General features: G+C 67.9%; 21 protein-coding genes. 10 read left to right on the top strand and 11 right to left on the bottom strand.

Translation table 11 applies throughout. From position 1 onward, the window contains the following. The first annotated feature begins 47 nt into the window (after nt 1–47). The 3 genes from cysS to FHR90_RS04030 are packed head-to-tail and all read left to right on the top strand — an operon-like array spanning nt 48 to nt 2,485. A complete protein-coding gene (cysS, locus tag FHR90_RS04020; RefSeq protein WP_183274806.1) occupies nt 48–1,424 on the top strand; it encodes a cysteine--tRNA ligase in 1,377 nt (458 codons plus the stop codon). After that, nucleotides 1,421–2,233, top strand: coding sequence for an RNA methyltransferase (locus FHR90_RS04025; protein ID WP_176621981.1), 813 nt, complete (start codon nt 1,421–1,423; stop codon nt 2,231–2,233). Before cysS ends, FHR90_RS04025 begins: the two co-directional genes overlap by 4 nt. Before the next feature lie 60 nt (nt 2,234–2,293). Continuing rightward, nucleotides 2,294–2,485 (top strand): hypothetical protein, encoded by a 192-nt coding sequence (locus FHR90_RS04030; protein WP_176621982.1) that lies wholly within the window; start codon nt 2,294–2,296, stop codon nt 2,483–2,485. 39 nt (nt 2,486–2,524) lie between these two features. On the opposite strand, the gene FHR90_RS04035 is transcribed toward FHR90_RS04030, so the two are convergent. Genes FHR90_RS04035 through FHR90_RS04080 form a run of 10 tightly spaced genes read right to left on the bottom strand, consistent with a single transcriptional unit; the run spans nt 2,525 to nt 10,477 of the window. Further along, nucleotides 2,525–2,881: a hypothetical protein gene (locus FHR90_RS04035; RefSeq protein ID WP_176621983.1), complete on the bottom strand. Its 357-nt coding sequence runs from the start codon at nt 2,879–2,881 to the stop codon at nt 2,525–2,527. After that, nucleotides 2,881–3,450, bottom strand: a complete 570-nt coding sequence (locus FHR90_RS04040; RefSeq protein WP_176621984.1) for a chemotaxis protein CheD — start codon at nt 3,448–3,450, stop codon at nt 2,881–2,883. Before FHR90_RS04040 ends, FHR90_RS04035 begins: the two co-directional genes overlap by 1 nt. Next, nucleotides 3,447–3,842 (bottom strand): response regulator, encoded by a 396-nt coding sequence (locus tag FHR90_RS04045; protein WP_176621985.1) that lies wholly within the window; start codon nt 3,840–3,842, stop codon nt 3,447–3,449. The genes FHR90_RS04040 and FHR90_RS04045 overlap by 4 nt, the downstream gene beginning before the upstream one ends. Beyond that, complete coding sequence (locus FHR90_RS04050; RefSeq protein WP_176621986.1) at nt 3,839–4,870, bottom strand: protein-glutamate methylesterase/protein-glutamine glutaminase; 1,032 nt, start codon at nt 4,868–4,870, stop codon at nt 3,839–3,841. Before FHR90_RS04050 ends, FHR90_RS04045 begins: the two co-directional genes overlap by 4 nt. After that, nucleotides 4,867–5,706: a CheR family methyltransferase gene (locus FHR90_RS04055; protein ID WP_246330029.1), complete on the bottom strand. Its 840-nt coding sequence runs from the start codon at nt 5,704–5,706 to the stop codon at nt 4,867–4,869. Before FHR90_RS04055 ends, FHR90_RS04050 begins: the two co-directional genes overlap by 4 nt. Before the next feature lie 53 nt (nt 5,707–5,759). Then, nucleotides 5,760–6,233: a chemotaxis protein CheW gene (locus tag FHR90_RS04060; protein WP_176621988.1), complete on the bottom strand. Its 474-nt coding sequence runs from the start codon at nt 6,231–6,233 to the stop codon at nt 5,760–5,762. 7 nt (nt 6,234–6,240) lie between these two features. Continuing rightward, complete coding sequence (locus FHR90_RS04065) at nt 6,241–8,418, bottom strand: chemotaxis protein CheA (RefSeq protein ID WP_218061916.1); 2,178 nt, start codon at nt 8,416–8,418, stop codon at nt 6,241–6,243. A 57-nt stretch (nt 8,419–8,475) separates the two neighbouring features. Then, on the bottom strand, nt 8,476–8,844 hold the full coding sequence (locus tag FHR90_RS04070) for a response regulator (RefSeq protein ID WP_176621990.1): 369 nt from the start codon (nt 8,842–8,844) through the stop codon (nt 8,476–8,478). After that, the gene (locus FHR90_RS04075) at nt 8,841–9,146 is read right to left on the bottom strand and encodes an STAS domain-containing protein (protein ID WP_176621996.1); all 306 of its coding nucleotides are present in this window, start codon (nt 9,144–9,146) and stop codon (nt 8,841–8,843) included. Before FHR90_RS04075 ends, FHR90_RS04070 begins: the two co-directional genes overlap by 4 nt. Before the next feature lie 14 nt (nt 9,147–9,160). After that, nucleotides 9,161–10,477, bottom strand: coding sequence for a methyl-accepting chemotaxis protein (locus FHR90_RS04080; RefSeq protein ID WP_246330031.1), 1,317 nt, complete (start codon nt 10,475–10,477; stop codon nt 9,161–9,163). Between FHR90_RS04080 and FHR90_RS17350 the strand changes: the two genes are divergently transcribed. The 6 genes from FHR90_RS17350 to FHR90_RS04105 all read left to right on the top strand — a co-directional run bounded on the left by FHR90_RS17350 (nt 10,476) and on the right by FHR90_RS04105 (nt 18,258). Beyond that, nucleotides 10,476–10,721, top strand: a complete 246-nt coding sequence (locus FHR90_RS17350; protein ID WP_246330032.1) for a hypothetical protein — start codon at nt 10,476–10,478, stop codon at nt 10,719–10,721. The two genes, FHR90_RS04080 and FHR90_RS17350, sit on opposite strands and share 2 nt — an antisense overlap. A 353-nt stretch (nt 10,722–11,074) precedes the next feature. Beyond that, a complete protein-coding gene (rpsD, locus tag FHR90_RS04085) occupies nt 11,075–11,692 on the top strand; it encodes a 30S ribosomal protein S4 (RefSeq protein ID WP_176621992.1) in 618 nt (205 codons plus the stop codon). Nucleotides 11,693–11,887: 195 nt separating this feature from the next. Beyond that, a complete protein-coding gene (locus FHR90_RS04090) occupies nt 11,888–13,432 on the top strand; it encodes a peptide chain release factor 3 (RefSeq protein ID WP_176621993.1) in 1,545 nt (514 codons plus the stop codon). A gap of 13 nt (nt 13,433–13,445) precedes the next feature. Further along, complete coding sequence (locus FHR90_RS04095; RefSeq protein WP_176621994.1) at nt 13,446–14,057, top strand: D-sedoheptulose 7-phosphate isomerase; 612 nt, start codon at nt 13,446–13,448, stop codon at nt 14,055–14,057. Nucleotides 14,058–14,149: 92 nt separating this feature from the next. Further along, nucleotides 14,150–16,546: a glycosyltransferase gene (locus tag FHR90_RS04100; protein ID WP_183274807.1), complete on the top strand. Its 2,397-nt coding sequence runs from the start codon at nt 14,150–14,152 to the stop codon at nt 16,544–16,546. Then, a complete protein-coding gene (locus tag FHR90_RS04105; protein ID WP_183274808.1) occupies nt 16,546–18,258 on the top strand; it encodes an FkbM family methyltransferase in 1,713 nt (570 codons plus the stop codon). The genes FHR90_RS04100 and FHR90_RS04105 overlap by 1 nt, the downstream gene beginning before the upstream one ends. Nucleotides 18,259–18,271: 13 nt before the next feature. Here the strand turns inward: FHR90_RS04105 and FHR90_RS04110 are convergent, their stop codons facing one another. Next, entirely contained in the window at nt 18,272–19,033 is a 762-nt protein-coding gene (locus tag FHR90_RS04110; protein WP_183274809.1) for an NUDIX domain-containing protein, read from the bottom strand. A 30-nt stretch (nt 19,034–19,063) separates the two neighbouring features. On the opposite strand from FHR90_RS04110, the gene FHR90_RS04115 reads away from it, so the two are divergent. Next, nucleotides 19,064–20,362: an MFS transporter gene (locus FHR90_RS04115; RefSeq protein WP_176625632.1), complete on the top strand. Its 1,299-nt coding sequence runs from the start codon at nt 19,064–19,066 to the stop codon at nt 20,360–20,362. Nucleotides 20,363–20,369 lie beyond the last annotated feature (7 nt).

Raw genomic sequence — 20,369 nt, forward strand, 5'->3', positions numbered from 1 at the left:
GCGTCTGGGCGCTTGCGCGCCGGCGGGCGCTCCCGCATTAAACGCGCATGTCCAGCCACAGCCCGGCGCGCCTGCGCCTGCATGACAGCCGCCAACGCCGGATCGTCGACTTCCAGCCGATCGATCCCGGCCATGTGCGGCTATACTACTGTGGCCCGACCGTCTACGACCTCGCGCATCTGGGCAATCTGCGCGCCAACCTGACGGCCGACCTGCTGGTGCGGCTGCTGCGGGTGCTGTATCCGCGCGTCACCTATGTCCGCAACGTCACCGACGTGGACGACAAGATCAACGCCCGCGCCGCCGAGCTCGGCATCTCGATCGGCACGCTGACCGACGCCACGCTGGCGGACTTCCATGCCGATCTCGCTGCGCTCGGCGTGCTGCCGCCCGATATCGAGCCCTGCGCCACCGCCCATGTCGGCGAGATGATCGCGATGATCGCGCGGCTGGTCGAGGATGGTCATGCCTACGAGGCCGAGGGTCACGTGCTGTTCTCGGTGCGCGATTTCCCAGGTTATGGCCAGCTCTCCGGGCGCGACCCGGAGGCGCTGCTGGCCGGTGCGCGGGTGGAAGTCGCACCCTACAAGCGCGATGGCGGCGATTTCGTGCTGTGGAAGCCATCCCCCGCCGAACTGCCGGGATGGGACAGCCCCTGGGGTCGCGGCCGGCCGGGCTGGCACATCGAGTGCAGCGCGATGTCGCACCGCTATCTCGGCGAGAGCTTCGACATCCATGGCGGCGGCACCGACCTGATCTTTCCGCATCACGAGAACGAGCGCGCGCAGAGCCTGTGCGCGCACCCGCACGGCGAGTTCGCGCGGTTCTGGGTGCACAATGCGATGCTGCTCGTCGACGGCGAGAAGATGAGCAAGTCGCTGGGCAACTTCCTCACCATCCGCGACATCCTGGCTCGCGCCCCGGCGGAGGCGATCCGGCTGCTGCTGATGCGCACCCATTACCGCTCGGTGCTGGATTTCTCCGATGCCGGGCTGATCGAGGCGCGTCGCGAGCTCGACCGTTTCTATCGTGGACTCGAGGCGCATCCGGGCGTGGTTGCGGGTGCTCTGCCCGACAGCGTGCTCTCGGCCCTGACCGACGATCTCAACACGCCTGCGGTACTGGCGGCGATGCACCGTCTGGCCGACGCGGCGATCGCCGGCGATGCCCGCGCCGCGTCGGGGCTGAGGGCGGCCGGTGCGCAGCTCGGCCTGCTCGCGCTCGACCCGTCCGAATGGTTTCGCGGCGGCGAGGATGCGGTCGAGATCGAGGCGGCGATCACCGCGAGGCTGGAAGCGCGCCGTGTACGCGACTTCGCCCGCGCCGACGCGATCCGCGCCGAGTGGCTCGCCCGCGGCGTGGCGATGGAGGACGGTCCCGCCGGGACCACCTGGCGGCGTGTGCCGGCGGGAGGGACCGCATGACCGGGCGCGATGGTGGCGCCGAACTGAGCCGGGATCCAGCAGCACCGGTGGTGATCCTGGTGCGCCCGCAACTGGCCGAGAATGTCGGATCGGCGGCGCGTGCCATGGCCAATGGCGGCCTGTTCGACCTGCGGCTGGTCGCCCCGCGTGACGGCTGGCCGCAGGACCGCGCCTGGCGCTCGGCCTCGGGTGCGGATAGGATCCTGGAGAACGTCCGCGTGTTCGGGACGGTTGCCGAGGCAACCGCCGACCTGCATCGCGTCCTCGCCACCTGCCCGCGGCCACGCCACATCATCAAGCCGGTGATGACGGCGCGCGGTGCGGCTGCCGAGATGCGGGTCTGTGCGGCGGGCGGGCTACGCTGCGGGGTGCTGTTCGGCCCGGAGCGCGCCGGTCTCGACAATGACGACATGGCGGCGGCGGACGCGCTGGTGCGCTATCCCCTGAACCCCGAATTCATGTCCCTCAACCTCGCGCAGGCGGTGATGATCGTGGCCTATGAATGGTGGATGGCAGCCGACGACACCCCCGCCTCCCGGCTGATGACCAACGAGACCGAGATTGCCACCAAGGGCGAGCTGGACAATTTCCTCTCCCATCTGACGCGTGAGCTCGACGAGAGCGGTTTCCTGCGCAACGCGCAGAAGCGGCCGGGCATGGTGCGCAACATCCGCCATCTGTTCCAGCGCGGACAGGTGACGGAACAGGAGCTGCGCACCCTGCACGGCATGATCACCGAACTGGCCCGCGGGCGGCACATGCGTCGGCCGGCGTCCGCAGGCCCGGTGGTCGCGCCGCGGGAGGGTTAATTTCTCGCTAACGGCGTCCGGCCGTGGCAGGATCGCTGCCGCGCGGGAAGGAGGCGTCGGATGCCGTTCGACGGGAGCAATTTTGATCTGGGCCACAACGCTCCGGAGCCCGAGAAGCTGCCGCCCCGGCCGGTGGCGCCCGATGACCGCACCATCGCCAATCTCGTCCTGCTGGTCGGCATCTGTGCCCTGTGCACGCCGATCTCGGTGACAGCGCTGGTCGACATCGTGACGTTCCTGCTGGGCGCCTGAGACGGCGCCGGACGCGCGCGACGTCGCCGTGGCGGAGGCTCAGAACAGTTCCACCTCGCCCTCCCGCTGATCGGCGGGCGATGTTTGCTTCTGCGACAGCGTGGCTGCGAGCCCGGACAGCCGGATGTTGCCGATCGCGGCGCCGATGTCCACCTCATAGCCCGCCGACAGCGTGTCGCAGAGATCGATGATGACCCCGCCGATCGCTTCGAGTTTCTGGGTCAACAGGTCGCAGGTCTGGATGGTCCGCGACAGACGCGGGTCGGCGCCCGGGCCGGAGCAGGCCAGCGCCAACACCGGCTGCAACCCCTCGGCGATCCCTGCGAGCGAGCTGATCTCGCCGCCGAGGATCGAGAGCACTTCGGCCAGGCTTCTGATTGTCGTGCCATCCTCCATCAGAAGAACTCCACGCTGCCTCGTGCGGTGGACGAAGGCAGTTGTCGTGGTTCCTGTCTCTGGACGTCGAGGGTCGCCTCGGTGGCGAGCATGATCTGACGGGCACGGCCGCTCACCGGCCAGAACTCGATGCGTCGGCCGCGATCGCCACGCAGATCGCCACCAACGATCGGAATGCGTTCCGCCTGCAGGAAGCGCTCGGCGAAGGTGGCGTTCTGTTCGCCGATATCGGTCAAGCCCTTCATCATGCGTGCTCCTCCGAAAATCTTGGCCGTCAGCCTCCCGCGCTGTGCACCGCGCTGAAGCAATGCGTTGACCAGCAGCTCCATCGCATGCACGGCATGGCGCTCGGCGTCGGTGCTGCCTCTTGACGCCTCGCGCGAAAGCGGGCCGGGAAGCAGGAAGTGGTTCATCCCGCCGATGCCGGCCATGGGATCACGCAGGCATGCAGCGACGCAGGAGCCCAGGATGGTCGTGATGACGGCGTGAGGGTCATGTTCGATGCTCTGCTCGCCCTGCACGATATGGATCCGGCGTGTATTCGCCCGGTTCGCGAGCGCCATGGTCATGTGAGCGGTCCGATCACCATCTCGATCTTCTCGCGCAGGGACACGGTGGTGAAAGGCTTGATGAGGTAGTTGTTGGCCCCGAGGCTGCGCGCCTTGATCACCAGCTCGCGATCGGCATGCCCCGTCAGCATGATGAACGGGACTTTCTGAAGCGGCGGATGCACCCTGATCGCGCGAAGCAGCGTCAGGCCGTCCATGTTCGGCATGTGGTAGTCCGAAATGATGAGGTGCGGCGGTTCCTTCTCCTTGAGCAGGACGCGCAGGGCGGTCTCGCCATCCAGCGCCTCGGTGATGTCGACCACGCCGAGGCGCTTGAGGTTGTCGCGCAGGACGATGCGGATCGTCATCTGGTCGTCGACGGTGAGGATTCTGAGCTGTGAGGCCTGCGTCATGGCACTGCCTTCGTCATGGCGTTGGTGATCTGGACAAGTCGTTCCCCGATCCGCTCGATGGGCAGCTGTCGGCAGACGGCGCCGCGCTCGAATGCGGCCCGGGGCATGCCGTAGACGACGCTCGTCGCCTCGTCCTGGCCGATCGTCTCGGCGCCGGCCTCGCGCATCCTCGACAGCCCCTCGGCGCCGTCATTGCCCATGCCGGTCAGGATGACGCCGACCGCCCTCGGGCCGAGCGTGCGCGCCACCGAGGCGAACATGACGTCCACCGAGGGGCGGTGGCCGTTCACCTTCGGTGCGTCGGACAGGCGGCAGCGTGGCTGTCCGACTGAGGTGAGTTCCAGATGCCTCCCTCCGGGGGCCAGATAGACCTGCCCGACGCGCAGCGGGCATCCCGTCTCGGCCTCGACGATGCTCGGCGCGCAGATCCGGTCGAGCCGAGCGGCGAAGGTGGTCATGAACAGCGGCGGCATGTGCTGGGTGACGATGGTGGGCGGACAGTTGGCGGGAAATCGCGACAGCACGGCGGTCAGCGCTTCCACCCCGCCGGTCGAGGCGCCGATGGCGATCACGGTATCATCCGGCTCGAAGGCGTGATCGGCCGATGGCGTGGGCGCGGAGAGCGCGCGAGTCTGCCGCAGCCTCGCGCGCGCCGCCGTCCTGACCCTGGCCGGAAGGTCGGCAAAGCCGTCCGGCCGCCCGACCGTCGGTTTGGTCACGAAATCGATCGCGCCGAGCTGAAGGGCGCGGATCGTCGCCGGCGCGCCGGCCTCGGTCAGTGTCGAGACCATGACCACCGGCATCGGGCGCAGCCTCATCAGCCGCTCGAGAAAACTCAGCCCGTCCATGCTCGGCATCTCGACATCGAGCGTGATCACGTCCGGCGACAGCGCCTTGATCGCCGCCCGCGCCTGATGCGGGTCGCCGGCTTCTCCGACGACTTCGATCCCGCCATCCTGCGTAAGCGCGTGGATGATCAGCCGGCGCATGGTGGGGGAGTCGTCGACGACCAGAACCCTCACACTCATCGCTGCCCCCGTCGCGGAGCGTGATCCGCAGGTCGATAGGTGGTGATTCCATCAAGATGGAGGAGGCCGGCGGCTGGCCCGCAGACACGCTCGGAGTGGCCGATATAGAGGGCGCCGTCATCGCTCAGCAGCGGCACCATCCGTGCCCAGATCTGGGACTGCGTCTCGTGGTCGAGATAGATCATGACGTTGCGGCAGAAGATGGCCTGGAACCTGGCGCGCATCGGCCATGTCCTGACGAGATTGAGGGTGCGGAAGGCCACCAGGGCGCGCACGTCGTCGGACATGGCAAAGCAGTCCGGTCCCGCGTTGCTGGCCACGATTCCGCGGCGTCGCAGGTCGGGCGGTATCTCGCCCGCCAGGTTCCTGGGATAGACGCCGCGTCTGGCAGTCTCGAGGATATCGTTGTCGATATCGGTTGCAAGGATGCGGATATCGAAACTGCCGGCATCGGGCATCAGGCACAGCAGGGTCAGCGCGATCGAGTACGGCTCCTGGCCGCTTGAGCAGGCCGATGACCACAGCCGCACCCGCGCGCCTCGCCTTGCGGCCTGGATCGCAGGTGGCAGGATGGTGGTGGCGAGGTGATCGAAATGGTGCTTCTCGCGAAAGAAGCTGGTGACGTTCGTGGTCAGGGCATTGAGCAGGTGGCCGCGCTCCTCGCCGCCCTGCGGCGAGCGCACGAAGGCGCAATAGGTGCCGAAATCGGTCATCCGCAGGGCGCGCAGGCGCTTGGCGACGCGCGAGTAGACCAGCATGACCTTGTTTTCGCCCAGGACGATCCCGGAATCGGCGTAGATCAGTTCGGCGATGGCAGCGAAATCCGCTGCTGTCATCGCAAAGTCGCCAGCACCGACATCCGCCGCCGGTCGGATGGGTGATACGACGCTCATGCCGCCTCGGGGATGTTCGAGGGCAGGACGCGGTCGAGATTGAGCAGGCTGATCATGCGGCCTTCCACCGGCAGCAGGCCCTCGACGAACATCCTGATCTGCTCGGACACCGCGACGTCAGGGGTCGCCTGGATCAGCGTTTCGTCGACGGTCAGGATATCGGAGACCGCGTCGACCAGCAGGCCGATCGTCTGACTGCCGATCTGGGCGACGATGACGACGTGACGCGCCGAGGGCGCGCTTTCGGCAAGTCCGAGCCTGCGGGCGAGATCAACGATCGGCAGCACGGCGCCGCGCAGGTTGATGACACCACTGACGAAGGCCGGGGCGTGCGGGATCGCCGTCGCCGGTGTCCATCCGCGCAGTTCGCGCACGGTCATGATGTCGATGCAGAATTCCTGCGCGCCGACCCGGAAGGCCATCAGCATCAGGCCCTGCCTCTGGCCCGCGAAGGCGAGATCGTTGGTCATTGTTGTGTCACCTTGTCAGCAGGGTTTCAGGTTCGTGTCGGGGCGTGGGGGAGCGGCCAGCAGCCGGGATCTCGGCCCGGGACGCGGCGATCAGCGCATCGACGTCGACGATGAGCGCAACCCGGCCATCGCCCATGACGGTCGCAGCCGAGATGCCGTCGACCGCACCGTAATTGGCTTCGAGGCTCTTGATGACGATCTGCCGCTGGCCCTGCAGTTCATCGACCTCGAGAATGATGCGATCGCCGTTTTCTCCCTCGACGAGGAGCGCCACGACCTGCTCGGGGGTCTCGTCCTGACCGCGAAACCCAAGCAGCACACCGGTATCGACGATCGGGATATAGCCGCCGCGCAGCGCCATGACGCGGCTCTGCGCGCCGAGCCGGTGCGTCTGCCCGGGCGCGGGGCGGAGGGTCTCGACGATCGGGCCGAGGGGAACCACCAGCACATGCCCCGCGACGCTGACCACCATTCCGTCGAGCACGGCCAGCGTCAGCGGCAGGCTCAGAGTGAAGGTGGAGCCGCGACCGGGTTGTGATGCAATGGAGATGCGTCCACCGAGCGAGTGGATCGACTGCTTGACGACGTCGAGGCCGACGCCGCGCCCGGAAATGTCGGACAGCGTCGCCGCAGTGGAGAAACCGGGCATGAAGATGAGATTGTCGGTCTCGTCGTCGGTCAGCGGCGCATCGGCGGCGATGAGGCCTTTCTCGACCGCCTTGGCGCGGATCCGGGCGCGATCGAGACCGGCGCCGTCGTCGGAGACCTCGATGACAATCTTGCCGGAGCGATGGATGGCCGACAGACGCACCGTGCCCTCTGCCGGCTTGCCATGCTCGATTCGTGTCTGTGCAGTCTCGAGGCCGTGATCGATGGCGTTGCGGATCATGTGCGTGAGCGGATCGCTGAGACGTTCTATGACCGTCTTGTCGATCTCGGTCTCCTCGCCCTCGCAGATCAGCCGGACGGTTTTGCCGGTCATGGCCGCGACCTCGCGCACCAGGCGGGGCATGCGCTGGAATACCGAGCGGACCGGCTGCGCACGGATGGCCATGACGCTGTGCTGGATCTCCCGGGTCAGCTGCGACAGGCTTTCCATCGTGTTGGCGAGACCGGCCGCACGCGCGAGGCCGGCCGCGGTCAGATGCTGGGTGAGCATGGCTTCGTTGATGACCAGCTCTCCGACGAGATTGGCCAGCCGGTCGATCCGCTGCAGGTCGACGCGGATGGTCGTGGCCTGTTCCGCGCGCTTGTCGGTGACGGCGACGGGGGACGCTGATGCGGAAGGCAGCGCAGGCGGGGCCGGTATGGGGGCGCCCGCAGGGGGCGCGGCGGCCGGTGCTTCCGCGGCCTCCTGGCTGATCCGCGCCAGCAGGGCGCGCAGCCCCTCATCCGTGTCGGTTGCCGGGGGCGCCGACGGATCTGTCGCCTCGTCGATGTCGAGTGCGCAATGGTCTTCGACCCATTCGAAGGCCTGGCGGATTTGCGCCCGGTCGCATTCGGTCTCGATGTGGATGGTCCAGGAGAAGTAGGCGCCCTCGGGATCGAGGGCATCGAGCGCGGGCAGGGCATCGGCATCGAGCCGGACGTCGATCGTTCCCAGCCGCGCGAGTTCGCGCAGGATCAGTCCGGGCTCGTTGGCATGCGCATACATCTCCGCCCGCGGGGTGAAGCGGATCACCCATGTCCGCCTGGCCTCCGGCAGGGGTGCCGGCGTGGCGGGAGCGGGCGTGGGGGTGGTGTCGAGCTGGACGCGTTCAAAGACGATGTCGTCGAGATCGTCGACCGGGGCGGGGGCCTGTGCGGTGGCGGCGCCGGTGAGCGCAGCCAGCTCCGCTGATGCTGACGCGACCCGGCCATGGTCGTGCCCGGAACCGTCGCGGGCGGCACGCACCAGATCCGCGAGCACATCCGCGGCGCGCAGCATGATGGCGGTCGCGGCCGAATCGACCTCGATCGTGCCGGAGCGCAGGCCGTCGAGGCTGGTTTCGAAGACATGCGCGAAGCGGACGAGGTCCTCGAGAGCGAAGATGCCGCCGCCGCCCTTGATCGAGTGCACGGCCCGGAACACCGCGTTGATGGTGTCTGCCTCTGCGGTGCCGTTTTCCAGGGCCACGAGACCACGCTCGAGCTCGCCGAGCTGTTCTTCACACTCGACGAAGAAGGTTTCCCGGATTGCCGCCATCGGATCCACGCGCTGGTCTCCTTCGATCTGGGGTGTGAGCAAGAGGTGAGGGGCGGTTCAGGCGGAGACGCGCCGGACGGCGTGGACGAGCTTGACCGGATCGAATGGCTTGACGATCCACCCGGTGGCGCCTGCCTGGCGCGCCCGAGCCTTCTTGTCGGTATCGGACTCGGTGGTGAGCACCAGGATCGGCGTCGAGCGATGCGCCTGGTCCCGGCGCATGGCCTCGATGAAGCCGAACCCGTCCATGCGCGGCATGTTGATGTCGGTGATCACCACATCAGGGACCGCACCCGCGAGGACTTCCAGCCCGTGGACGCCGTCCTCGGCCTGGAGCACCACGAAGCCGGCATGTTCGAGGGAGATGCGCAGCATATCGCGCATCGTGCGGCTGTCATCGACCGTGAGGATCGTCTTGGTCGTCATGAGGTGGCATCTTCCGGATGAAAGAGGAATGGCGTCGCGCCGAGTTGCGCGACCGCCGCCAGCATGTGTTCGGAGGCATTCTCGACGACTAGGGAGTGCCCTTCTGTCGCCCAGCTTCGCCTGGCTGAGATCAGGATCTGCAGGCATTGCGCGCCGAGACGGCCGACCTCGGATCCGTCCAGCGCAAGATCCGACCCGCGCAATTCGGTGAGGGTCCGGGCGAGGGAGGCAGCGGCGCCGAGATCGAGCACGGGGGCGAGCGTGAGCCTCTCCGGCGAAGGATCGGGCTCGCCGACGGCCACGCAGACACCCGGGCTCAAAACTCGGTCCAGTCTTCGGCGGTCGCAGCAGCCATGGCGGCCGGGCGGATGCTGGCGCGAGGGACGCTGTGCAGCGACATGACCTTGCCGCAGGCGAGGCCCTGGCGTGGGGGCTGGCGCTGTTCGGCCGGACGCGGCGGCGCGACTGCGGCGTGACCGACGTCGAACTGGCTGATCATGCCGTTGAGCCGTTGCGCCTCGTCATAGAGGTTGCGGGTCGCGGCGGTCGCCTGCTCGACCATCGCGGCATTCTGCTGCGTGACCTGATCCATCTGATTGACGGCGAGATTGACCTCGGCCAGCCCGGTGGACTGCTCCTGTGCGGACGATGCGATCTGCACGATGACGTCGTTGAGATCGCCGACCTGGGAGATGATGCGCTGCAGGGCGGTGCCTGTCTGACCGACCCGTTCCACTCCGGCCTCGACCTGTCGGGTCGAGGTGGAGATGAGGGCCTTGATTTCCTTGGCGGCGTCGGCGGATCGCTGGGCGAGGGCGCGGACCTCGGAGGCGACGACCGCGAAGCCGCGCCCGGCCTCACCGGCTCGGGCCGCCTCGACACCTGCATTGAGGGCGAGCAGGTTGGTCTGGAAGGCGATCTCGTCGATGACGCCGATGATCTGGCCGATCTGGCCCGAGGAATTCTCGATGCCGGTCATGGCCTCGACCGCCTCGCGCACGACGGCCTCGCCATGCTCGGCGTCGGTCCGGGCGGTGGTCATGAGATCACGGGCGAGGGAGGCGCCTTCGGCGGTCTTGCGCACGGTCGCGGTGATCTGGTCGAGGGCGGCGGCGGTCTCCTCGAGGCTGGCGGCCTGTTGCTCCGTCCGCCGGGACAGGTCGTCGGAGGCGGCGGAAAGCTCGTTGGTGCCGGAGGTGATGGTCGCGACGGCGCTCGTGACAGGGGTCATGCCGTCGCGCAGCTGCTCGACCGCTGCGTTGAAGTCGGTGCGAAGCTTTTCATATTGTTCGGCGAACGGTTCGCCGAGATGGATCGTGAGCGAACCCTGGGACATCTGGCCGAGGCCATCGCCGAGCGCGGCAACGACCTGGCTGATCTCGCGCTGGGCGAGTTCGCGACTGTGTTCGGTTTCCTTGCGGGTGTGCTCGACAAGTTCCGCCTGGCGGGCGGCCTCGGCTTCGGCGGCAGCCTTGGAGATCGCGTTTTCCTTGAAGACCTGCATCGCCTTGGTCAGCCGGCCGACGCAGTCGGTGTTTTCGGAGTAGTGAACCTCCGTTTCGAGATCGCCCGCCGCGAGCTGCTCCATTCGCGCCACGGTGGCAACGAATGGCACGACGAGCTCGTTGCTCATGCGCATCGCCGCGCTCACGGCGGCGGCGAAGGTGACACCGCAGATGGCGCAGATGACGCCCGTATGGAGCCCCAATGGGCCGGCGGCGATGGCGACGGCAGAGCAGATCGCGATGGCGGTCGCCTGCGAACTGACCAGGATCGTCATTTTCTTCCGGATCGGAAAGATGGTGCCAAACCGTCGGAACATTTGGGGCGCTTTCAACAGGGTTGTTGCTTCAGCAGCTCCAGCCCGGCTGGAGTGACGAGCCCGATCATGCCCCGGTGACTGTTAAAGACGGTTTAATGCGTTAGACGAAAGCGGTGGTCCGGTGGTGTCGGCCGGGCAGGCGGCCCGCATGGTGTTTCGCAGCACGCATGACGATCCGGCCGACTGTGGGGGAAGGGCGCGTTTTCGTTGACACGGGCGAGTGCCGGGCCTATAGGCGCCGGCTACTGCCGGGAACGTGGACGAACGGCTTCCTGCCACGAAATGTGGCAGGGTGTGCGTGCGCGCCCGTCGCTGGACATCGTCCTGCGGCCTACCGGTGCAACAAGCGGAGACAAGATGCGTCCGTTCCGGCGGAGCGCATGCCGCAGATAATGAAGGAGCGATTGCGTGAGCAAGCGCCTCGAAAGCAAGTTCAAGATCAATCGCCGCCTCGGCGTCAATCTTTGGGGCCGCGCGAAGTCGCCGGTCAACAAGCGCGAATACGGGCCCGGGCAGCATGGCCAGCGCCGTAAGCAGAAGCCGTCGGACTTCTCGGTCCAGCTGATGGCCAAGCAGAAGCTCAAGGGTTATTACGGCAACATCTCCGAGAAGCAGTTCCGTCGGTATTACGACGAGGCCGTGCGTCGCAAGGGCGATACCTCCGAGAACCTGATCGACCTGCTGGAGCGCCGGCTGGATGCGGTGGTCTACCGCCTCAAGTTCGTGCCGACCCCGTTCGCCGCCCGTCAGTTCGTCAACCATGGTCATGTGCTGGTCAACGGCCGCAAGGTGAACATCCCGTCGTTCCTGGTGCGCGATGGCGATGTCATCGAGGTCCGCGAGAAGTCGCGCCAGCTCGCCGTGGTGCTTGATGCCGCGCAGAGCGCCGAGCGTGACACTCCGGAATACCTCGAGGTCGATCACCGCGCCATGAAGGGGCGCTTCGTGCGCACCCCGAAGCTGTCGGACGTGCCGTACCCGGTGGCGATGGAGCCCAACCTCGTCGTCGAGTTCTACTCCCGCTAAGGGAAAATCCGCCTCGTTGGCCATCCGATGGCGATCTGCTGCGCTCCGGTGCTTGCAGATCACCACCGGCCGGCGTCGCTGTCGCGGCGCCTCTCGCTCAACGGGACGAATTTTCCGGCCCCGTCGGGCTGGACGAAATTCACGGGCGGCGTCGAACACTCGGTTCGGCGCCGCTTCTGTCTTGAGGGATGGGACATGAGTGAAGCCCGTACCGTCGCCAGGCTGCATGACGAGATCGCGCGTCGGCGGACGTTTGCGATCATCTCGCATCCCGATGCCGGCAAGACCACGCTGACCGAGCGGCTGCTGCGGGCGGGCGGGGCCATCCAGCTCGCCGGCAATGTCCGCGCCAAGGGCGAGCGGCGGCGCACGCGGTCCGACTGGATGGGCATCGAGCGCGACCGCGGCATCTCGGTGGTCACCTCGGTGATGACGTTCGAGTATGGCGGCTGCATCTTCAACCTGCTCGACACGCCCGGCCACGAGGATTTCTCCGAGGACACCTACCGCACGCTGACCGCGGTCGATTCCGCGGTGATGGTGATCGATGCCGCCAAGGGCATCGAGGACCGCACCCGCAAGCTGTTCGAGATCTGCCGGCTGCGCGACATCCCCATCGTCACCTTCATCAACAAGATGGACCGCGAGGCGCGTGACCCGTTCGAGCTGCTCGACGAGATCGCCTCCACCCTCGCCCTGGACACCGCGCCCGCCACCTGGCCGGTGGGGCGTGCGGCGCAGTTCGCAGGCACTTACGACCTGCGCACCCGCGACCTGCGGCTGACGAGCGAGATCGGCCAGTCCGACCCGCGGATGGAGGCGTTGGGCGAGGAGCTCGACCTGGTGCGCGGCGCGCTGCCGGAGTTCGACCTCGACAGCTTCAATGCCGGGCATCTGACCCCGGTGTTCTTCGGCTCGGCGATGCGCGAGATCGGCGTGCTCGACCTGCTCGATGCGCTGGTCGCCTTCGGACCCGCCCCGCGCGCCCAGGCCACCGACACCCGGATCGTGCAGGCCGACGAGCCGAACCTGACCGCGCTGGTGTTCAAGATCCAGGCCAACATGGACCCCAACCACCGCGACCGGATCGCCTTCGCCCGCATCTGCTCGGGGCGGCTGGAGCGTGGCATGCGGCTCAAACAGGTGCGCACCGGCAAGCAGATCCCGCTGCACGCACCGCAGTTCTTCTTCGCCCGCGACCGCCAGCTCGCCGAGGAGGCCTATGCCGGCGACGTGGTCGGTATCCCCAACCACGGCACGCTGCGCATCGGCGACACGCTGAGCGAGAGCGAGGATGTCCGCTTCACCGGGGTGCCGCATTTCGCTCCCGAGATCCTGCGCCGGGTGCGGCTCGACGATGCGATGAAGGCCAAGAAGCTGCGCTCCGCCCTCACCGAACTGGCCGAGGAAGGGGTGGTGCAGCTGTTCCGTCCCGCCGATGGCAGCCCGCCGATCGTCGGCGTGGTCGGCACCCTGCAGCTCGACGTGCTGGCGGCGAGGCTGGCGGGCGAATACGGCGTGGCGATCGGCTTCGACTCGACGCCTTATTCACTCGCCCGGTGGGTGAGCGGCGAGAAGACGAAGCTGGAGGCCTTCAGCACCGCGCAGCGCAGCGCGATGGCCGAGGATCTGGACGGCGATCCGGTGTTCCTGGCGTCCTCGGCGTTCATGATGCGGCGCACGGCGGAGATGAACGAGGCCTTGACCTTTCGCGACATCAAGCAGATCGGTACGGTTTAAAGGGACGCACGTCATGGACACCCTGGCCGCCGATCTCCACCCGGATGCAGCCTGGCTTGCGGATTATCTGCGCCAGTCGGCCGAGACAATGGCCCGGCTGGTGTCGGACAAGACACAGGGCGCGGCCATTGCCCGGATCGCGCTGCTGATCGAGCGTTCAATGGCGGCCGGCGGCAAGCTGCTGGTGGCCGGCAATGGCGGCAGCGCGGCCGATGCGCAGCATATCGCGGCGGAATTCGTCGGCCGGCTGATGTATGACCGCGCGCCGCTGCCGGCGATCGCGCTGACCACCGACAGCTCGGCCTTCACCGCGATCGGCAACGATTATGGCTTCGAGGCGGTGTTTGCGCGCCAGGTGAGCGCGCTCGGCCGGCCGGGCGACGTGTTCATAGGCATCTCCACCTCGGGACGCTCGCCCAACATCCTGCGGGCGATCGATGCGGCTCGGCTCGGCGGGATGGTGACGGTCGGCCTGACCGGCGAGACCCCTGCCGCGATGGCCGGCTGCGATGCGCTGTTCTGCGCGCCCTCGGGATGGACGCCCCTGATCCAGCAGATGCACATCACCGCGGCCCACGCCGTCTGCGGGCTGGTCGAACGCGCGCTGCGGCCACAGGGCGGCTGAGCCCGTCACCGGCGTGTTCCGGGTGCAAGATTGCGCCGGACGATGCGAAGGCCCATGATCCGACGCAGGGACGAAACAGGGAAATGACCCGTATGGCAGCCGGAACCCTGGCTCTGTTCACCATCTGCTCCAACAATTACGTGCCGATGGCCAAGGTCTGGGCGGACAGCGCGCGCCGGTTCCACCCGGAGGCGGAACTGTTCCTGTGCCTGGCCGACAGGCGCGTCGAGGAGCCGGGATTCTATCCCGACGGCGTCAGGGTGATCGAGGCGCAGGCGCTGCCGATCGAGGATTTCGCCGAGTTCGCGTTCCGCTACGACATGATGGAGTTCAATACGGCAATCAAGCCGTTCATGTTCCGTTTCCTGCTCGATCGCCGGTTCGATGCCGTGCTGTATTTCGACCCCGACATCGAGATCTTCGCTCCCTTGACGCCGGTTCTCGATCCGATCCTGCGGCACGGTGCGTCGCTGGTGCTCACCCCGCACCTGACGCAGCCGTCCGAGGGCGATGCCTTCCCCGACGACATCGGCATCATGCAGGCCGGGATCTACAATCTCGGCTTCCTTGGCGTCGGCGCGGGTGCCGAGAGCGAGCGGATCCTGCGCTGGTGGTCGCGCCGGCTGCGCTACGACTGCATCAACGCCCAGGAGCGCGGCGTCTTCGTCGACCAGAAATTCATGGACCTGGTTCCGGGGTTCGGCGACCGGGTCGTGGTGCTGCGCGATACCACCTGCAACGTCGCCTACTGGAACCTCTCGCAGCGCCGCCTCGGGGGCTCGCCCAAGACCGGCTGGACGGTCGATGGCGCACCGCTGACCTTCTTCCATTTCTCCGGCATCTCGCCGCAGCACCCCCATCGCCTGTCGAAATACACGCTGGGCTTCACCGGCGACGCCATCACCCCGCCGCTCGCCTCGCTGATGCACGAGTATGCCGCGCGCCTGCTCGCGCACGGATACGGCCGCACGCCGGCGCCGGGCTATGCCTACGGGCGTTTCGCCTCCGGCACGCCGATCCCGGCCGCGGTGCGGCGGATGTTCCGCGAGCGCCATGTCGCCTGGGCGGGGGGCGATCCGTTCTCGACCTATGAGCGGTTCCTCGACCTGCCGATACCGCATCAGTGGAGCGGCGATCCGCGGGCCTGCATCACCCATCTGATGGAGGATGCGCGCCAGCGCGACCCCGAACTGCTGCGTCGCTTCAGTCCAACGACACGCGAAGGGGTGGTCGAATACACCCGCTGGTTCATCCATCACGGCCAGGACCGGATCGAGGAGCGGCGGCTGCTCGAGCCGGTGGTCGCGCGCTGGAGCGAGTCCGCGGGCCGCACGCGGTCCGCCGGGCCGGTCGTGAGTCTGCCGCGGGTCGACCTGATCGGATATCTGCGCCTCGCCCTGGGCATCGGCGAGGCCGGTCGCCAGTTGCTGCGCGCGGTGCGTCACAGTGGCGCGCCGGTGCGCGCCCTGCCGGTGGCGCTGAACTCGCAGTCGACGGTGATCGAGACCGGGCTGGAGGACCTGTTCGTCGAGCGCGCCGATGCGCCGATCGAGATCTACAGCATCAATGCCGACCAGCTCCCGCAGGTGATCGACCATCTTGGCGACCGCGTCTCTGGCGATGCGTATCGCATCATGATGCCGTTCTGGGAACTCGAGAGCTTCCCGCAGCCCTGGTGCGAGGCGTTCGATCTTGTCGATGAGATCTGGGCGCCGACCCGCTTCATCCAGGCCGCCCTCGCCCGCTCGACGCGGCGGCCGGTGCACCACATGCCGCTGCTGCTGGATTTCGAGGCGGTGCCGCACGCCGACCCGGCCGGCGCGCGCGCACGGTTCGGGCTGCCGGCCGACACGTTCCTGTTCTTCTTCGCCTTCGACTACTTCTCGTTCATCGACCGCAAGAACCCGCAAGGGGCAGTGGAGGCGTTCCGCCGCGCCTTCGCCGGTCGCCGCGACGTGGCGATGGTGATGAAGACGCAGAACTTCGCAGCCCAGGGGGCGGCACGCGACCTGCACGATCTCATCGAGGACGACCCGCAGTTCATCCATGTCGACTGCACGCTGAGCCGCGAGGACACGCTTGCGCTGCTGTCGTGCTGCGATGCGGTGGTGTCGCTGCATCGCAGCGAGGGGCTGGGCCTGCTGGTGGCCGAGGCGATGGCACTGGGCAAGCCGGTGGTGGCGACCGACTACTCGGCGACCAACGATCTGGTCAGCGAGACGACCGGATGGCCGGTGGATTTCCGTCTGGTCGCGCTGCGCGAGGGTCAGTATCCGTTCGCCGATGGCCAGGTCTGGGCGGAGCCCGATCTCAACCACGCCGCCTGGCAGATGCGCCGCGTCGTCGTCGATGCCGATGAGCGCGCCCGGCGCACGGCGGCGGCACGCGCGCATCTGACCCGCGAATACGGGCTGCAGGCCTGCGCGGCGCGGGTCCGCGCCCGTCTGGCGCGGATCGCGGCCGCACCCGCGCGGATGAGGCAGCGGTGATGGGCGCGATGATGGCGGCGACAGGCGAGGCGTTCGTCTCCTACAGTCTCAACTGCGAGGACGTGCTGATCCATCGCGCGTTCCGCGATGTCGCGCGCGGCTTCTATGTCGATGTCGGGGCCTGGCACCCGCGGGACGACAGCGACACGCGCGCGCTGTACGAGCGCGGCTGGAGCGGGCTGTGCATCGAGCCGCTGTCCGAATTTGCGCCGCTTTATGCGGCGGAGCGGCCGCGCGACGTGTTCCTGCCGGTCGCGCTGTCGGATCACGAGGGCGAGATCGTGCTGCACGAAATCCCGAGCACAGGCCTGTCGAGCGTCGATGCGTCGGTGGTCGACGCCCATCGCGCCAGCGGTCTGACCCCGGTCGAGCGTCGGGTGCCGGCGCGCACCCTCGCCTCGGTGCTGGCCGAGCACGGGGTGGATGCGATCGACCTGCTGAAGGTGGATGCCGAAGGCGCCGAGGAGGCGATCCTCGATGGCAATGACTGGACGCGGTTCCGTCCGCGTCTGGTGGTCGTCGAGGCGACGCTGCCCCAGACGCCGCAGCGACGCGAGACCGGTATCGCCGCTGCGATGGCCGCGCGCGGCTACCGGCATGTGCATTTCGACGGGCTGAACGATTTCTACGCCGAGCGCGATTTCGCGCTGCCGGACGATTTTGTCCTGCCGCCCAACGTGTTCGACGGCTTCGTGCCCGCCCGGGTCGACGCGCTCGAGGCGCAGACCCGCTCGGTGCAGGATTATGCGAAGTCGCTGCGGTCGAGCCTGGATGCCCAGCAGCACGAGCTCGAGAACGTGCGCGAGGCGCAGAGCCGGCAGACGGGATCGTCGCAGCGCCAGATCGAGGACTTGCAGACCGCCTATGTAACGTCGCGCGATTACGCGCATTCGCTCGAGGCCGAGCGCGACCGTGCCCTGCAGCAGATCGCCGCGCTGACCGAGGAGAATGCCAGGCTGGCGCGCGAGCGCACCGGTTTCGTCGCCCGCCTCGAGGTCATCCAGTCCGAGTGCAGCCGGCTGGCGACGGCCGAGGCGACGGCGCGGTCGCGCGCCGGCACCATCGCCGCCGTCGCCCGCCGCGTTCTCGGCCTCCATTCGCCGGGCGGCCGGCCAGACCCAAGCATCAGGAGAGACGAGATGGATGCAGCCGAACAGGGGGCTGCGCTGAGTGAGGCGGACGGTCTCGATCCGTTCGTGCGCGAGTGTATCGAGCACGTCCAGACCCGCGCCGAGCGGTTGCAGCTCGATTGCGACGATCTCACCGTCGAGAACCGCCGCCTGCGCGCCGCGGTCGCGCAGCTTCGTGCCGAGACCAATTCGCTCAACGTCGCCCTGGCCATGCACCAGCGCCACCCCGTCGACGGCCTGCCGGTGCAGCCCTCCCCCGAAGCCGGTCCGGCGGCGGTGGCGTCTGCCTCTGTGCCGCCCGAGTTGCTGACCGAGGCACGCGACGAGATCGACGCGCTGACGCAGGAACGCGCCCGGCTCGCCTCGCGCCTCGAGGAGACCGGCGAGAAACTCTCCGCGGCCCTCGCGCAGGTGGTCCGGCTGCGACTGCGGCTGGAGGCGACCTATCTCTCGTCGTCGTGGAGATTGACCCGGCCCCTGCGCGGCCTGTCGCGTGGCCTGCGGCGTCAGCAGGGTCCGGACTGGGACTGGGAGTGGGAAGACGACGCGGCCGAGGCACCGGCAGCCACGCCGAGGCCCTGACCGCCCGCCCGGCTCAGGGCGTCCGTCCGGCGCGGCACTCTGCGACCAGGTGCTGCAGCAGCAGCCGCGCGGTCGGCAGCCACGACGGCTCGTGCGCGAGCCGTTCCTGCAACGATCCCAGTGCCACGGTTTCGAGCGCGTCGTATTCGGGATCGGCGAGGCGGGTGAACCGCTGCCGCAGCTCGGCGGCGGTGCAGACGGTGCGGGCCAGAAGGCCGATGTCGACGACATGGGTGGTCGGGTGCTCGATCGCCAGTATCGGCCGCGCGGGGCGCAGTTCGTGCGGTTCGATGCCGAGCTCCTCCTCCGCCTCAGCGGCAAGCTGTGCGTCGAGCCGGATCGTCCCGGCCGGCTCGTCGCCGCGGTCCTCGACGCTGCCCGCGGGCGGGGTCTGCCAGCGGCCGGGCAGGTAGATGGCGCGCGGATGGCGACGTGCGACCAGCACATGGTCGTCGGCGGTCACCACCACGCCGTTGACCGCCAGCGCGCGCAACGGCGGATCGAACAGAGACGGCTCGCGCAACTGCGCGTGGGCGCGGCGGTAGCCCGTCCAGCGTCCCTGCGCGCCGTTCGCGTCGATCCGGTCCAGCACGAAGATGCGGCCATCGAACATCGACGGGCGTTCGGCACAGGCTTGCTGCCAGAGCCGGTCCACACGTGCCGCGCGCTCCGCGTCCAGCGGCGGTGCCTCCCCCGAGGCGGTGACGCCGAAACCCGCCGCAAGCCCGATCCACGGCCATTTCGGCGGGGTGCTTGAAGACGCAGGCGTTTTCATTTCACACTCTTAACAGAAGGGGGAAACAAAATGGCATCTACCACGTCCGGCGACAGACCCGATCAGGGCATCGCCGAAAGCGCCTGGGCGAATGACCCGGCCCTGCGCAAGCGCGCGATCCACGCGATCGTGTCGTGCTATCTGGGCTGGACGCTCGATGCGTTCGATTTCTTCATCATGGTGTTCGTCTTCGACGAGGTTGCGCGCACGTTCGGCGTGTCGGAACAGTGGGCGGCGTTCGCCGTGACCGCGACGCTGGCCTGCCGCGTGTTCGGCGCCTTCGTGTTCGGCCGCATCGCCGACCGCTACGGGCGGCGGCTCACTCTGATGATCAACATCTTCACCTATGCGGCGCTCGAGTTCCTCTCCGGCGTGGCACCCACGTTCTGGACGTTCATGATCCTGCGCGCGCTCTATGGCGTGGCGATGGGCGGCGAATGGGGGATCGGCGCGTCGCTGGCGCTGGAAAGCGTGCCGGCCAAGTGGCGCGGCATCGTCTCGGGCATGCTGCAGTCGGGCTATCCGTGCGGCTATCTGCTGGCCTCGTTGCTGTTCTACTTCGAGCCCTATCTCGGCTTCTTCGGCATGCCGGCCTGGCGCGGGATGTTCATCATCGGCGCGCTGCCGGCCTTCCTGGTGCTGTATATCCGCTCCTCGGTCGACGAGAGCCCGGACTGGCAGGCCCATGCCGAGCGCGGCGAGACCCGGATCGGCTTCTTCCGCACGCTCACGCACAACCTGCCGCTCGCGCTGTTCTGCGTGGTCATGATGACCGGCTTCAACTTCTTCAGCCACGGCTCGCAGGACGGCTATCCAAAACTCTATCTCGCCCAGCAGCGGCATCTGTCGCATGACGACATCACGCTGGTGATGGTGATCGCCAATATCGGCGCGATGATCGGTGGCGTGGTGGTGGGGCTGCTGTCGCAGCGCATCGGACGCAAATGGGCGATCGTGCTGTCCTGCGTGCTGGCTTGGCCGGCGATCGCGATCTGGGCCTGGACCGACCAGCTCCCCTTCGTTGCACTCGGCGCGTTCCTGCTGCAGATCTGCGTGCAGGGGGCGTGGGGCGTGGTGCCGGCCTATCTCAACGAGGTCTCGCCGGCGGCGATCCGCGCGACCTTCCCCGGTACCGTCTACCAGATCGGCAATTTCGCCGCCTCGTTCAACCTCAACCTCCAGGTCTGGCTCAAGCACCATTTCGGCGGCGACATGCGCTACGGCATGACGCTGGTGGTCGCGGCCGCCGCGCTGGTGATCGCCGCCACGGTGCTGATCGCCGGGCGCGATACCCGCAGCGTTCGCATGGGCCGCGATCTGCTCGAATAAGCCGGAC

Origin of the sequence: Endobacter medicaginis, assembly GCF_014192375.1 — a bacterium.
GTDB lineage: Bacteria > Pseudomonadota > Alphaproteobacteria > Acetobacterales > Acetobacteraceae > Endobacter > Endobacter medicaginis.

Coding starts and splice junctions, on each gene's coding strand:
- FHR90_RS04115 (WP_176625632.1), top strand. CDS start 19,064: ATGGCATCTACCACGTCCGGCGACAGACCCGATCAGGGCATCGCCGAA.
- FHR90_RS04055 (WP_246330029.1), bottom strand. CDS start 5,706: ATGACAGCAGCGGATTTCGCTGCCATCGCCGAACTGATCTACGCCGAT.
- FHR90_RS04070 (WP_176621990.1), bottom strand. CDS start 8,844: ATGACGACCAAGACGATCCTCACGGTCGATGACAGCCGCACGATGCGC.
- FHR90_RS04050 (WP_176621986.1), bottom strand. CDS start 4,870: ATGAGTGTGAGGGTTCTGGTCGTCGACGACTCCCCCACCATGCGCCGG.
- FHR90_RS04080 (WP_246330031.1), bottom strand. CDS start 10,477: ATGAGCAACGAGCTCGTCGTGCCATTCGTTGCCACCGTGGCGCGAATG.
- FHR90_RS04035 (WP_176621983.1), bottom strand. CDS start 2,881: ATGGAGGATGGCACGACAATCAGAAGCCTGGCCGAAGTGCTCTCGATC.
- FHR90_RS04030 (WP_176621982.1), top strand. CDS start 2,294: ATGCCGTTCGACGGGAGCAATTTTGATCTGGGCCACAACGCTCCGGAG.
- FHR90_RS04095 (WP_176621994.1), top strand. CDS start 13,446: ATGGACACCCTGGCCGCCGATCTCCACCCGGATGCAGCCTGGCTTGCG.
- cysS (WP_183274806.1), top strand. CDS start 48: ATGTCCAGCCACAGCCCGGCGCGCCTGCGCCTGCATGACAGCCGCCAA.
- FHR90_RS04060 (WP_176621988.1), bottom strand. CDS start 6,233: ATGACCAACGATCTCGCCTTCGCGGGCCAGAGGCAGGGCCTGATGCTG.
- FHR90_RS04105 (WP_183274808.1), top strand. CDS start 16,546: ATGGGCGCGATGATGGCGGCGACAGGCGAGGCGTTCGTCTCCTACAGT.
- FHR90_RS04100 (WP_183274807.1), top strand. CDS start 14,150: ATGGCAGCCGGAACCCTGGCTCTGTTCACCATCTGCTCCAACAATTAC.
- FHR90_RS17350 (WP_246330032.1), top strand. CDS start 10,476: ATGCGCATCGCCGCGCTCACGGCGGCGGCGAAGGTGACACCGCAGATG.
- FHR90_RS04110 (WP_183274809.1), bottom strand. CDS start 19,033: ATGAAAACGCCTGCGTCTTCAAGCACCCCGCCGAAATGGCCGTGGATC.
- FHR90_RS04025 (WP_176621981.1), top strand. CDS start 1,421: ATGACCGGGCGCGATGGTGGCGCCGAACTGAGCCGGGATCCAGCAGCA.
- FHR90_RS04045 (WP_176621985.1), bottom strand. CDS start 3,842: ATGACGCAGGCCTCACAGCTCAGAATCCTCACCGTCGACGACCAGATG.
- FHR90_RS04065 (WP_218061916.1), bottom strand. CDS start 8,418: ATGGCGGCAATCCGGGAAACCTTCTTCGTCGAGTGTGAAGAACAGCTC.
- FHR90_RS04090 (WP_176621993.1), top strand. CDS start 11,888: ATGAGTGAAGCCCGTACCGTCGCCAGGCTGCATGACGAGATCGCGCGT.
- FHR90_RS04040 (WP_176621984.1), bottom strand. CDS start 3,450: ATGACCATGGCGCTCGCGAACCGGGCGAATACACGCCGGATCCATATC.